17 protein-coding genes are annotated in these 13064 nt (G+C 58.3%); all 17 read right to left on the bottom strand.

Translation table 11 applies throughout. From position 1 onward, the window contains the following. Positions 1-4 precede the first annotated feature (4 nt). From cobS to F384_RS10370, 17 genes are read right to left on the bottom strand one after another with little or no spacing between them, the layout of a single operon-like run. Positions 5-748 carry an adenosylcobinamide-GDP ribazoletransferase gene (gene cobS, locus F384_RS10290; protein WP_046481380.1) on the bottom strand — a complete coding sequence of 248 codons (744 nt, stop codon included), beginning with the start codon at positions 746-748 and terminating at the stop codon, positions 5-7. Next, on the bottom strand, positions 745-1290 hold the full coding sequence (gene cobU, locus F384_RS10295; protein WP_046481381.1) for a bifunctional adenosylcobinamide kinase/adenosylcobinamide-phosphate guanylyltransferase: 546 nt from the start codon (positions 1288-1290) through the stop codon (positions 745-747). The genes cobS and cobU overlap by 4 nt, the downstream gene beginning before the upstream one ends. Then, the gene (locus F384_RS10300) at positions 1287-2807 is read right to left on the bottom strand and encodes a cobyric acid synthase (protein WP_046481382.1); all 1521 of its coding nucleotides are present in this window, start codon (positions 2805-2807) and stop codon (positions 1287-1289) included. The genes cobU and F384_RS10300 overlap by 4 nt, the downstream gene beginning before the upstream one ends. Continuing rightward, the gene (locus F384_RS10305) at positions 2804-3619 is read right to left on the bottom strand and encodes an energy-coupling factor ABC transporter ATP-binding protein (RefSeq protein WP_046481383.1); all 816 of its coding nucleotides are present in this window, start codon (positions 3617-3619) and stop codon (positions 2804-2806) included. Before F384_RS10305 ends, F384_RS10300 begins: the two co-directional genes overlap by 4 nt. An 8-nt stretch (positions 3620-3627) precedes the next feature. After that, positions 3628-4305 carry an energy-coupling factor ABC transporter transmembrane protein gene (locus F384_RS10310; protein WP_046481384.1) on the bottom strand — a complete coding sequence of 226 codons (678 nt, stop codon included), beginning with the start codon at positions 4303-4305 and terminating at the stop codon, positions 3628-3630. Beyond that, complete coding sequence (locus F384_RS10315) at positions 4292-4573, bottom strand: energy-coupling factor ABC transporter substrate-binding protein (RefSeq protein ID WP_042318217.1); 282 nt, start codon at positions 4571-4573, stop codon at positions 4292-4294. Before F384_RS10315 ends, F384_RS10310 begins: the two co-directional genes overlap by 14 nt. 1 nt (position 4574) lies before the next feature. Beyond that, on the bottom strand, positions 4575-5312 hold the full coding sequence (gene cbiM / locus F384_RS10320; RefSeq protein ID WP_042318216.1) for a cobalt ECF transporter S component CbiM: 738 nt from the start codon (positions 5310-5312) through the stop codon (positions 4575-4577). Continuing rightward, positions 5309-6022, bottom strand: a complete 714-nt coding sequence (locus F384_RS10325; protein ID WP_046481385.1) for a cobalt-factor II C(20)-methyltransferase — start codon at positions 6020-6022, stop codon at positions 5309-5311. The genes cbiM and F384_RS10325 overlap by 4 nt, the downstream gene beginning before the upstream one ends. Beyond that, positions 6019-6813, bottom strand: coding sequence for a sirohydrochlorin cobaltochelatase (gene cbiK / locus F384_RS10330; RefSeq protein WP_046481386.1), 795 nt, complete (start codon positions 6811-6813; stop codon positions 6019-6021). Before cbiK ends, F384_RS10325 begins: the two co-directional genes overlap by 4 nt. Before the next feature lie 11 nt (positions 6814-6824). Continuing rightward, a complete protein-coding gene (locus F384_RS10335) occupies positions 6825-7610 on the bottom strand; it encodes a cobalt-precorrin-6A reductase (protein ID WP_046481387.1) in 786 nt (261 codons plus the stop codon). Further along, the gene (locus F384_RS10340; RefSeq protein WP_046481388.1) at positions 7607-8332 is read right to left on the bottom strand and encodes a precorrin-3B C(17)-methyltransferase; all 726 of its coding nucleotides are present in this window, start codon (positions 8330-8332) and stop codon (positions 7607-7609) included. The genes F384_RS10335 and F384_RS10340 overlap by 4 nt, the downstream gene beginning before the upstream one ends. Then, complete coding sequence (cbiG, locus tag F384_RS10345) at positions 8332-9387, bottom strand: cobalt-precorrin 5A hydrolase (RefSeq protein WP_046481389.1); 1056 nt, start codon at positions 9385-9387, stop codon at positions 8332-8334. The genes F384_RS10340 and cbiG overlap by 1 nt, the downstream gene beginning before the upstream one ends. Then, positions 9368-10141, bottom strand: coding sequence for a cobalt-precorrin-4 methyltransferase (locus tag F384_RS10350; RefSeq protein ID WP_046481390.1), 774 nt, complete (start codon positions 10139-10141; stop codon positions 9368-9370). The genes cbiG and F384_RS10350 overlap by 20 nt, the downstream gene beginning before the upstream one ends. Beyond that, positions 10134-10703, bottom strand: coding sequence for a decarboxylating cobalt-precorrin-6B (C(15))-methyltransferase (locus tag F384_RS10355; RefSeq protein ID WP_046481391.1), 570 nt, complete (start codon positions 10701-10703; stop codon positions 10134-10136). Before F384_RS10355 ends, F384_RS10350 begins: the two co-directional genes overlap by 8 nt. Next, a complete protein-coding gene (locus tag F384_RS10360) occupies positions 10693-11298 on the bottom strand; it encodes a cobalt-precorrin-7 (C(5))-methyltransferase (RefSeq protein ID WP_046481392.1) in 606 nt (201 codons plus the stop codon). The genes F384_RS10355 and F384_RS10360 overlap by 11 nt, the downstream gene beginning before the upstream one ends. Continuing rightward, complete coding sequence (gene cbiD / locus F384_RS10365) at positions 11292-12431, bottom strand: cobalt-precorrin-5B (C(1))-methyltransferase CbiD (protein WP_046481393.1); 1140 nt, start codon at positions 12429-12431, stop codon at positions 11292-11294. The genes F384_RS10360 and cbiD overlap by 7 nt, the downstream gene beginning before the upstream one ends. Next, positions 12428-13060 carry a cobalt-precorrin-8 methylmutase gene (locus F384_RS10370; RefSeq protein WP_046481394.1) on the bottom strand — a complete coding sequence of 211 codons (633 nt, stop codon included), beginning with the start codon at positions 13058-13060 and terminating at the stop codon, positions 12428-12430. The genes cbiD and F384_RS10370 overlap by 4 nt, the downstream gene beginning before the upstream one ends. Positions 13061-13064: the final 4 nt, after the last annotated feature.

The following is a 13064-nucleotide window of genomic DNA, read 5'->3' on the forward strand; positions in this document are numbered from 1 at the left end:
TGACTCACAGCAGAGCCAGCAGGAATATCAGCTCACCAAGTTCGATTGCCGCACCCAGCGTATCGCCGGTTTGCCCACCCAACGTACGTTTTAACAGTTGTCCCAACAGGAAGATCGCCACCATCGTCACGACCAGCGCCGCAATGCCCTGCATTCCGGGCAGCAAGACCGCCGCCAGAATCGCCGCAAGGCCAAGGGTAAAGCAGGTTTGTGTCCCGGTGACATGACCGATGAACACATTGCCTAACCCCTCTTCACGGGCGTAGCGATGGCGATACATCAACAGCACGGCCGTCCCGCGCCCTACCGCACAGGCGGCCGCCAGCGCCGCCAGCATAGGGGTACCGCGTAGTGCCAGTTCGCTGACCACCAGTACTTTCGCCAGCAAAACAAAAATGAGCGCCAGACCGCCGTGTGTGCCCAGGCGGCTGTCGCGCATAATCTCCAGCATACGTTCCCGGCTGCGGGCAGAGAAAACGCCGTCACAGGTGTCGGCCAGACCATCGAGGTGAAAGCCTCCCGTCATCAGCGCCAGCGCTAACACGGTGAAAAGCGCCGCCAGCGGTGCGCCGCACCAGGGTTGAAAGAGCATGAACACCAGTCCACTCAAAACGCCAAGCAGTAAACCAATGAGTGGGAAAGTCACAATACCGCGTGAATACTGATCGAACTCCAGTCCTTGCGACCAGCGACCAGGAACAGGCAAACGCGTAATAAAAGAGAGCATTGCCCAGAACAACTTACTCATTTAATTTTGACTCCAATACCCGATACCACCAGCCAGACCTCATCCGCCGCAGCCGCCAGACGCTGATTCACGCGTCCGGCGATATCCCGAAAGTGCCGTGCCAGACGGTTTTCCGGCACGATGCCCATCCCGACTTCGTTGGTCACCAGCACCACCTTCGCTGGGCATCGCTGGCAAGCCGCAATCAGCGTCTGGATTTCCGCCTCAATCGTCGTTTCCAGCGCCGCGTAGTCCCAGCCGTCAGGATCACTGTCACCGCCAAAGGCAAACAGCAGGTTAGTGACCATCGTCGTGATACATTCCAGCAGAATGGCTTCATCCGGCGCGTTGTCCGCAGTGATCAGCGTATCAAGATGTTGCCAGCGCTCGGCGGTACGCCAGTGCGCAGGACGTCCATCACGATGATGCTGAATACGTGCTGCCATCTCGTCATCAAAAATCTGCGATGTCGCGATGTACAGCACCTGCGGGAAATCCGCAATCAGGTTTTCGGCATGACGACTCTTCCCGCTGCGCGCACCGCCAGTCACCAGAATCATCATACGGACTCCCGGTGTTGCTGCATGATGGTATAAATTTTCTCAATATCGATGTGTTGCCGCATCGCATCCGCCAGCAGATCAAACTGCTGCGATTTATATTGCGCGTATTGGAAGGCAGGATCCAGGGGAGCTAGCCCTTTACGCACGCGCAGGCCATTGACCAGCGCCCGCGTAAAGCCATCGCTATCGAACAGACCGTGCAGATAAGTGCCAAACGCCCGTCCGTCTGCCGTGACAGCGCCATCCGCGACGTTCTCACCGTGCTTCTGGAGTTGCATCACCGACTGACAGTCACCGTTCAGCGTCGTTTCACCCATGTGAATTTCATAGCCGCGTACCGGAAACCCGGACGCCGCAGACAGCCAGTCAGGCAGTGTCGACGACATCGTCGCCGTCACCTGAGTGGTGGTTTTCCGCTGGGCAAAGTGGGTGACAGTATCAAGTAACCCCAGCCCCGGCAGCGTTCCCAGTCCCGATTCAACCTCATCAATGATGGTCTCGCCGAGCATCTGATAGCCACCGCAGATCCCAATGATGGGAATATTTTGCTGGTGCGCCTGCAACACCGCATGGGCCATGCCGCTTTCACGTAGCCATACCAGATCGCCGAGCGTATTTTTGCTGCCCGGCAGGATAACCAGATCAACGTCCGTCAACTCTTGCGGATGGCGTACATAGCGCACGCGCACATCAGGTTGCGCTGCCAGCGCGTTAAAATCGGTGAAATTGGAGATATGCGGGATTTGCACTACAGCAATGTTGATATCGCGTTTTTCCGTGCGCAGGTATTTCCCCTTCTGCAACGCCACGCCGTCTTCATCTTCGAGATCGACATCCAGCCACGGCATTACGCCCAGCACGGGAACACCGGTCAGACTTTCAATCTGTTCGATACCGGGATTAAGCAGCGCCACGTCGCCGCGAAACTTATTGATGATCACCCCTTTCACCCGCGCACGCTCGTGTTCATGCAGCAGCGCCAGCGTACCGTAAATGGAGGCGAACACCCCGCCGCGATCGATATCGGCGACCAGAATCACCGGGCACTGCGCCATCTCGGCCATCCCCATATTAACGATGTCCCGATCGCGCAGATTGATCTCCGACGGACTGCCCGCCCCTTCCAGCACCAGCACATCAAACTCCTGCGCCAGACTGGTGTAAACGGAGAGGATTTGCTCGCGCAGACGCGGTTTGTATTCGTGATAGCTGACCGCGTCCATATCGGTCGCCACCTGGCCCATTAGCACCACCTGCGCCTTGCGATCGCTGGTCGGTTTCAACAGCACCGGATTCATGCGGACATCAGGCACAATGCCCGCCGCTTCGGCCTGGAAAATTTGCGCGCGACCCATCTCTTTCCCCTCCGGCGTGATGCCGGAGTTGAGCGCCATATTCTGCGACTTGAACGGTGCGGTCCGCCGACCGTCCTGATAAAAAATGCGGCACAGTCCCGCCACCAGAACGCTCTTGCCGACGTCAGACGCCGTTCCCTGCAACATAATGGCCTGCGTCATGACGCCTCCTTGATTGCGCGTTGTCGCATACAACTGAAAAATTCATCTTCGGTTTTGCATAGCGGCATGCCTAACTGCGCGTGCAGTTTCACCAGCCAGGGCTGCGTTAACCCAGCCTCTTCAATCAGCGCCGTGCGGGCAAAGACCTCGCCCGGTTCACCGTGCACCAGCACTTCGCCATGACGCAAGACGTAAACGGCGTTGCTGACCTCATAAATCAGATCAATATCATGGCTGGAGATAACCACATGGTTTCCCTGCGCCACAATCCGCTTGATGATGTCAATCATCTGACTGCGCCCCGAAGGGTCAAGACCCGCCGTGGGCTCATCCAGTAACAGGTATTTCGCCCGTAATACCAGCGCACCGGCGATGGCCACCCGTTTCTTCTGCCCGTGGCTTAGACACTGAATCGGCTGCTGGCGAAAATGCTGGGCATCGACCAGCGTTAACGCCTCGTCGACTCGTCGGGCAATTTCCGCTTCCTCTACGCCAAGATTGCGCAGGCTGAAAGCGATATCACTGTCGATATCGGTGTAGAAAATTTGCTGATCGGGATCCTGAAACACCGTCGCCACCTGCTGACGTAACGCCAGCAGGCCACGCTTGCTGTAGTCCAGCGGTTTTCCCTGCCACAGTACCGCGCCCTGCTGCGGTCGCAGTAAGCCGCTCAGATTCATAAACAGGGTGGATTTCCCACAGCCGTTGGCCCCGACCAGTCCGGTAACAGCGTGCTGCGAAAAATCCAGCGTCAACCCTTTAAGTACCTGCGCATCCTGATAACGAAACCAGAGTTCGGTGGTGGCAAGCATGTTTTTCCTTACAGGTGAAAATCACCCTGATACAATTTGATATCTAACGTCGCCGCCATTTGCTGATAACGAATCAGCACCCGGGTAAACAGAACGCCCACCAGCATAGCCAGCGAACGATAGCCAATCGGCAAACTACGATAGCCAAAACGCAGCGTTTGCGCGCGATGAATTGCCATCGCTTCATCTAACAGAATAAAAATAAAGCGCCAGGTCAGCAGGATCTGTTCCGTCAGCAGTCGCGGTACCCGCGCCCGTTTGAGCAGTAATATCAACTGCGGAAACGGCAGGTTAAGCACCAGCCAGAACGTGGCGGCCAGCGCAGCCAGACTGCGCCAGAACGTCTCATTGGCGGTATGCAACCCAGACGCCGTCACGCCCAGCCAGTAACTGCCGACCGGAAAGCTCACCAGCAGCGTTTGCGGATCGCGACTGACGCTGAACAAAATAGTCACTACGCCGACCAGCAAAAAACCAAACGGCAGCGCCATCCACCGACACCAGCGGCGCAGGGAGATACGCAGCAGCCAGCAGGTCAGCCCGGCGATCAACGCCAGTTCGATCCCCTGCCCCCAGGCTGGCAGAGTAAACGCCAGCGTCATCAACAGCAGCCAGAACAGAAACTTACGCTCCGGCGCAACGTGAAACCAGCGGCTCTGATAGCTCAGTCGATCAAGCCCGGTCATCACGGCGCTGTCTGCCTTTGGTGTAGCCCAGAATATAGAAAATCACCGCCGCGCCAATCGACCCCTGCAACGTAAACAGCAGGCTTTCAATTTCCCCGCTCGCCGGTTCGTACAGCGGCTGGAACCACGGCTCATAATGCGGAGCCACTACCTGAATCTGGCTTTCCGCCTCGCCGTCTGAGCCACCAAACTCTCCGCCATGGTCAATAAAAAACGGCAGAATAACCAGAGCAATCACCATGGCTAACAATATCAGCGTCTTTTTCATCTTAATGTCCTTGCGCGGTAATCAGTTGCCGTTTCGTCAACTGGTCGTAGATCATCACGGTCAGCAGCCCTTCGGCGATAGCAATTGGGATCTGCGTCAGGCAGAAAATCCCCATAAACTTGACGACAGACCCTGTCGCACCCGCTTCGGGATCCGGGAAGGCCACGCCCAGCTGCACCGACGTGACAAAGTAGGTCACCAGATCCGCCAGCATGGCGCAGAGGAAGACGCCGACATCCCGGCGGATCCCGGCACGGCAGGCCATTTTCCACACCATATAGCCGACAACCGGGCCAATCACCGCCATCGACATGCCGTTCGCGCCCAGGGTGGTTAAGCCGCCGTGCGCCAGCAGCAGCGCCTGGAACAGCAGCACAATAGCGCCGAGAACCGCCACCACGCCAGGACCAAACAGGATAACCGCCAGCCCGACGCCTGTCGGATGTGAGCAGCTACCGGTGACCGACGGGATCTTCAGTGCGGACAGCACAAAGATAAACGCCCCACACAGCGCCAGCAGCACCTTCTGATGACTGTCGTCCATCACGATATGCCGCAGGCGCACCAGTCCATACCACAGGCACGGTAAAAACAGCAGCCACCAGGCCAGTGCCCACATCGGCGGTAAAAAACCTTCCATAATGTGCATGGCGAACGCCTGCTCCGGCACAATCATCAGCAATAGCGCCGCAGCCAGCCCACTGAATGACAGCTGTTTCAGCTGTTGTTCGAGTTTCATTCTGCATACTCCCACTGTTTGTTGACCAGGATGGTCGAGAAATAAGGCAACGGCCGATCGTCGCTGACCTCGTTGAGATGCCGCCAGCATTGCTCACCAGGGAGCGTGGCCTCAGACATCATCAGTGCACAGCCCAGTAATCCGGCCTGATCCAGTAGCGCTTTGATGCGCGCGAAACGGCCATAAACCTTCATCAGCACCAGGCTGTCGTGTTGACGGAGCGCCTGGGCGATGTCCGCTTCCGGCGCGGTACAGGAGATCACCGCCAGTGACTGTTGTTCCATCGCCAGCGGCGTTTTGGATCGTGCGGCAATAGCGGCAAACGACGTCACGCCTGGGACAATCTCCAGCCAGTCAGGACACCCGATGCGCTGTAGCAAAAAGACCCAGGTGCTGAACAGCATGGCGTCACCGAGGGTGATAAATCCCACCTGTTTGCCCGCCTTCACTTCCTTAACCAGCGCAGCGGCTACCTCATCCCAGACCGCCTCTTTTTCCGCGCTGTCTGCGCTCATGGGAAAATGGCAACAGCGCACGTCGGTGTTTTCACCGATGTATTCCCGCACGATGGAAAGCGCGAGGCTGTCGCCGCCCTTACGCCCCGCAGGCGCATAGAGAATATCAAGCGTTCCCAGGATACGTGAGGCGCGAACGGTAATCAGATCGGCCGCACCGGGGCCGGTGCTCAGGGCGTACAGTTTGCCGCTCATGCCGCTTCCTCCATCGCCACGCTCAGCGCCTGCTGCAGGTGCGCGACGAACATCTCCCGCACCGCCGGGTTTTCGCCAAGACCGCTCAGCCACGGCGTTGCCGTGATCCCCGCCGCCGTAAACAACGTTTTCCACGAGTCATCGTCGTCAGAGGCCATATCGTTGATGGCGTGATCCCCTGCCACCAGCATCAGTGGCATCAGATGGACGGCGTTGACCCCCTCTTTGCTCAGGCTCTCAATCAGAATGTCGACTTCCGGATAGCTCTCCACCGCGCCGACGCGCGCCGGGAATCCCTGTGCCATCATCATGTGATCGAGGCAGGCATAGGCGGCAAACGCGTGATGGCTGGCGCCGTGGCCCATGAATACCACTTTTTCATTGTCGGCAGCTGCGGGCATCTGCTGTTGCAGGGCCAGCATTAACTGCGCGTAATCGTCATGGCTACTCAGCAGCGGAACGCCCAGCGTCAGGCGGACAAACAGCGGACGCAGGCTCTGCACTTCACGGACAATTTTTTCGTATTCGTCGCCGTTAATGATGTGCAGTGACTGAATCGCCACATCCTGATATCCCTGCTCAGCCAGCTTTTGCAGTGCCTGCAATGGGGTGTCTATTTCGATACCATCACGCTGTTTGAGCTTGCGAATAATCATTCCCGAGGTAAAGGCACGAAACAGATCGCGGTCAGGACAACTGGCGGCCAGATCGCGCTCGCAGGCCACAATGTTCTTCTCGCAGGTATCGTGATAGCTGGTGCCAAAGCTTATCACCAGAAGCGCTTTTTTCATTTTCTGACTCCTTAAGCAGCGGCCAGCCAGCGCGCCAAACGCTGCGCAAATGCGGCCTGACTTTCCAGTAACTCATCTCCCGTCACCAGCGGCGCCGGGCGGGTAATCACGATGCAGGGAATGCCCGCATCCAGACAGGGTTGAACCTTTTCCTGATAACCGCCCTCTGCGCCAGAAGCCTTGGTTATCACGACGTCAGCCTGACACTGACGATAAAACGCGGCGTTGAACTCGGCGCTGAACGGTCCGCACAGCGCGAACGTCTCACCAACGCCAAAGCCAAGATCGGCGCATTGTTGAATCACTTCGGGTACGGGCAACACGCGGGCGAGCAGCGTTTTTTCCGGTAAACCCGCGCGCCACGTCGCCAGATCTTTACTCCCGGTGGTCAGCAGTACCCGCTCGCCAAACCGCCGCGCAACGTCGCACGCCTCATTAATGCTTTGTACGGCAAAGAGCAGCGGATGCGTCAGATTACTGAGCTGCTCCGGGCGCTGGTAACGACTGAGCAGCACCCCTGCCCGTTCGCAGGCACGCAGAATGTTGCGGCTCACCACTTCGGCATACGGGTGCGAAGCGTCGATCACCCATCGCGTTCCGTTTTCCTTCAGCCAGTTCACCATTTCATCCTGCTCAAGCCGTCCGCAGCGCACCTGCCCTTTGATGTCGCCAGCCAGTTGTTTCCCGGTCGGCGTCGCCACCGACAGGGTGTACGCCACGTTGGCGGCATCGAGTTGCTGGCACAGCGCGCGGGCATCGCTGGTGCCGCCCATGACCAGAACCTCACCAAAATTCACAACACGTAACCTCGTGGCGTGATCATCAGACCGTCCTGCACATAGGTCGCTTTGTTACCAACGATCACCAGACTGGTCATGTCCACCGGTTCAAAATCCATCTCACCCAGCGTGGTCAGCCATTTCTCCTGTTTTTTACGCCCGGCAGATTTCACCACCCCCACCGGCGTTTGCCCGCTCTTGTTGGCGGAAAGCAGTTCAAATGCGCGCGCCAGATGGCCCTCACGACCCCGGCTGCGCGGGTTGTAGAAGCAGATAACGAAGTCCGCTTCTCCGGCGGCAATAATGCGTTTTTCGATAACCGGCCACGGCGTCAGGAGATCGCTCAGGCTGATGTGGCAAAAATCGTGCATCAGCGGCGCGCCGAGCAGCGACGCGGCAGCGATGCTGGCAGTCATCCCTGGGATCAGGCGTACTTCAACGTCCAGTTTCTGTTTGCTGACCAGTTCCAGCACCAGACCCGCCATGCCGTAAATACCGGCGTCACCGCTGCTGATCAGCGCCACATTGTGCCCGGCCTGCGCCAGTTCAATCGCCGCATGGCAGCGCTCGATCTCTTTACACATACCGGTTTTGATCACCTGCTTGTCACCGGTAAACGCTTTGACGAGGTGGGTGTAGGTTTTGTATCCCACAATAATCTCTGCCGCCTGCAGTGCTTCAACGGCTTCCATGGTCATCATGGCCTGTGAGCCGGGGCCGATTCCGATTACGGTTAACATCAGTGTGAAACTCCCAAAGTGATAGTGACGCCCTGCTCACGCAGGGTTTCGCCGGTCAATTGCCCATGACTCAGCAGCCACGCTGCCGGACCCGAGACGCTTCCGACGCCAACCGTCTGGCGAACAAACGGTGATGCCGGAAAGTGATGTTCATGCTCACGCAGCGCGTCAGCGGTAAAGGTTTCAAACGGTACGCGCCAGCAGGAAGCAAGCTGGATCAGCCCCTCTTCGTCTTTCTTGAGCGACACGCTGCCGATGGCTTTCAGCGCCAGCGGGTCAAAACGCTGCGCTTCAAGCTGACGGGCCAGAAGAGCCGCCAGTAGTGGGAACGGCGTATCACGACGACAACCAATGCCGGCGACCACACGCTGCGGCACCAGTTTCCAGTGCTGAACCGGGATGTCCGGCAGGTCGTTACGTAACGTGACGCACACCAGCGCATCCAGTTCTGGCAAGTGCTGGAGATCGGTGACGGTAATGAACCCACGGCGATCGCAGTGACGGACGTCTTCATCCAGTTCTTCATCCCACCACAATCCCACTCGCTGATTGCTCACCAGCATCTGATTCACCACTTTCACCGCCGTGCGCAAGTCAGTCATGCGGGCATTAAGCTGAAACGCGAGGGTATCCAGCGCCGCCATTTCATTGACGTCAGTGGCGGTCGTAATCACCGGATCGGCCCCCAGCATGCCGGCGAGATAACGAGTCAGCGCGTTCGCGCCGCCCGCGTGACCGGAAAGTAGGCTGATCACATGCTGCCCGCGCTCGTCGATCACCACCACCGCCGGATCGCTGAACTTGTCATTCACCAGCGGGGCCAGCACGCGCACCGCAATGCCGGTCGCCCCGATGAAAATCAGCGCGGAATAGTTCGAGAACGCATCGCGCGCGGCGTGGGCGAACCCGCCGTCGAAAGGCAGAAAACCGTCCTCCAGCAGTTTTTCACTGGTAAAACAGGTCAGCGGCAACATCGCTGCCAGCCGTTTTGCCAGTTGAACGCCGCCGGGCGTCAGGCAAAACAGCGCGATTGATTCAGGCTTTACGGTATTCATGGCTAAAGTCCGCGGCATAGAGTCTGGAGTAGTGATACTCATCTCCGAGGAAATTCCCGACCAGGATGAGCGCCGTTTTGCGGATCCCGGCATCGCGCACTTTATCGGCGATGTCCGCCAGCGTGCCGCGCACGGTCTGACTTTCCGGCCAGGTCGCTTTATAGATAACCGCCACCGGCGTGGTCGCCGGATAACCGCCCTCGATCAACCGTTCCGCCACCCGATTGATGCGCTGGACGGAGAGATAAATCGCCATCGAGGTCTGGTGGCTGGCGAAGGATTCCAGTTGTTCGCGTTCCGGCACCGGCGTGCGGCCTTCGAGTCGCGTGATAATCAGACTCTGCGAGACTTCCGGCACGGTGTATTCGACGCCCAATTCCGCCGCTGCGCCGAGGAAAGCGCTGACGCCAGGCACCACCTGCCAGTTGATGCCGCGTTTGGTCAGCTCTTCACCCTGTTCGCGCACCGATCCATACAGCGACACGTCGCCAGTTTGCAGGCGTACCACCGTTTTCCCGGCCTTCACGCCCTCTTCCATCAGGGAGAGGATTTGCTCCAGGTGCAGTTCCGCACTGTCGTGACACTCCGCGCCCTCCGGGCAATATTCCAGCAGTTCGGTGTTGATAAGCGATCCGGCGTAAATCACCACCTGCGCCTGTTGCAGCAACCGGTAACCCTTGAGGGTAATCAGCTCACGGTCACCGGGACCTGCGCCGACAAACCACACACAACGGGGATCAAATGTCTCAGACATGGTGTTCTTCCTTCTGACAGGCGATAACAAAAACGGGATTATTCGGTTTGAAGTAGTGACCCGCACCCAGCGTGGTCAGTGACGAAATCTGCATTTGCAGGCAGTCCACCTCCTGCATGCCGAGCTGTTGCAGATGAGCCAGCGCGGTGTTGAGGTTTTCCTGCAGGATAAAGGTCATCACCAGACGCCCGCCAACGTGCAACTGGCGCATGGACCAGTCGATCAGTTCCGTGAGATGCCCCCCGCTGCCGCCCATAAAGACGGCATCGGCTTTCTCGGTCATCGTCATCGGCGCTTCGCCCGGCAGAATATCGATATTCGCGCAGGCGAAATGCTGACGATTTTCGTCGAGCAAACGCAGCGCCGCCGGATTGCGCTCGATAGCCGTGATGTGCAGAGACGGAAACTGCAGCGCGGCTTCGATGGATACACTGCCGGTCCCGGCACCAATATCAATCAGGTGGCTGGCCCGGTGCAGCTCAAGTTTTGCGAGAGCGAGCGCACGTACCGCTTCTTTGGTCATCGGCACCTTCTCACCGCGCAGGAAAAGCTCATCTTTCATCAAGGATCACCACTGCATTCATCTCGTATTCGGCATGGACCTCGCTGACGCGCAGCCAGTGGATCCGTTCGTTTTCCATCGCCAGGTTTTCGCCAATCACCATCCAGCGATCGCCCTTTCCTCGTGCAACCAGTTGCGCGGCAATTTCACGCGGTCCGCACTGACCGTCGGTGACCATTGCCACTTTGTTATGTTCGGCCAGCGTATCGAAACAGACGCTGCGCCCGTGGCTACTGGTGAGCCACATGTCATTCATGTCGATTCCCGACTGCGCGCACAGATACTGCACCGCGCTGATGCCAGGGATGATGCGTACCTGCGCGATGCCAAAATGCGCCACCATTCGCGTACCGATGCCGTAAAACAGCGGATCGCCGGAGGCCAGAACCACCACCTGCTTATCCTGATGCGCGTCAATCCACGTCAGCAGCTCGGGAATGTTGGCCCCCAGCGCAAACTGTTCGCCGCGAAAGTCCGGAAACTGCTGCAAATGGCGCTGACCGCCAACCAGCACATCGGCCTCGTCAACCGCCGCGCGCGCCGCCGGCGTCATCAGTTGCAGACCCGCGGGCCCCATTCCAACCACCGTCAGCATTGCATCTCCCGGGCGATAGCCTCGACGGGCCGGTTGCTGCCGAGTACCTGGTTATCAAACGAGAACATGATCGCGTCGCAGGTCGGCGGGGTTTTGGTAAAGCGCAGCATCTGCATTACGCGCAGGCAGATGCGTTCGGCAAGGTGGTTGTAGATGTGCTGAAAACCGTACGCGTCAATATGCTCCATTGCCGCTTCGGTGGTATCGCAGTCGCTCACCAGCGTCAGCAACTCCAGCGGCGCGCCGAGCAGCGCCAGATGCGCCACCAGCGTTTCCATCCGCGCATCGGCGATGTGGCTGTGGGTATGGAAGATCCCGGCGGCAATTTTGATAAGCTTTCCAGGATGACCGACGAGCACAACCTGGCGAAATCCCAGCCGCACCGCCTCTTCAATCATGTAGCCGACAAAGTTACTCATGGTGACCACCACACTGGTGTCGATGCCCATCTGTTCGCGGACGAAACGCTCACCGTGGTTACCCGGCACCAGCACCACCCGTTCCAGTCCGGCGGCGCGTTTAATTTCCAGCTCCAGTGACAACGACCGCTTCCAGCTCTCTTCGGACATCGGGGTCACGATGCCGGTGGTGCCAATAATGGAAATGCCGCCAAGAATACCGAGGCGCGAGTTGTAGGTTTTTTGCGCCCGCGTTTCGCCTTCCGGGGCAAAAATTTCGATTTCCGCCCCGCGTGCCGGACCTATTGCCTCACGCACGGCAGATTCAATGGTATGACGCGGGGTGCGATTAATTGCCGCACTGCCAACGGGTAAACCAATCCCTTTGCGGGTGACGGTGCCAACGCCTTCGCCGCCGAGCAGAACAATTTCGCCGCTATCGTTCAGCGTGACGCGGGCGAAAATCAACATGCCGTGGGTGGCGTCCACATCGTCGCCGCCGTCTTTGCGGATGGCGGCAATAGCCTGCTGTCCTTCGATGTGCGGCGATTCGACGTTCAGGCACAGCGTGACGCCGGACGGCGTGACAATCGACACCTGGTGGATCAAATGCTGGCGCAGGACCATCAGCGCGGCGACTTTTGCCGCCGCCGTGGCGCACGATCCGGTGGTGTAACCTTTGCGTAGCGCTTTGCCGTTATGCCAGACAGGCGCGTCGAAAGTCTGATCGCTCATCGCGCCCCCTGTATGTGATACAGCATGGCGTTAACAATCGCCGCGGCAACGTTGCTGCCGCCTTTACGTCCAAGGGCCGCAATGGCGGGCAGTTGACTGTGCGTCAGCGCCTCTTTAGACTCCGCCGCGCCGACAAACCCCACCGGCACGCCCACCACGCCGCTTACCGCCACATCGTGCTCCAGCAGGCGAAACAGCGCGGTGGGGGCATTGCCAAAGACAAACACTTTTTCACTCTCTTCCGTCACGGCAATATCCACCGCCGCCATGGAGCGGGTGATCCCCTGCGCTTTCGCTTGTGCCACCACGCGCGGATCGCTGATATAGCAGCGGCACTCACCACCCGTCTTCGCCAGCAGGGTTTTGTTGATCCCCGAAAGTGCCATGGTGGTGTCGGTATAAATAACCGTCGGACGACTCAGCGCCGCACAAAGTTTTTCCAGCGCATCGCCCGAAAACCAGAGAATATCCAGCCAGTCAAAATCAGCGGTGGTGTGAATCACCCGCTTGATGATCGCTTCATGCAGCGGGCTGGCAAACTGGTACTCCGGGCGCGTTTCATTAATGATCTCGCCAATGATGTCAAAACTTTTGGCTTCAATCGCCTGGGGTTGCTGGATGTATTGCATTGTC

This window comes from Citrobacter amalonaticus Y19 (assembly GCF_000981805.1).
In the GTDB taxonomy this organism is placed as follows: domain Bacteria; phylum Pseudomonadota; class Gammaproteobacteria; order Enterobacterales; family Enterobacteriaceae; genus Citrobacter_A; species Citrobacter_A amalonaticus_C.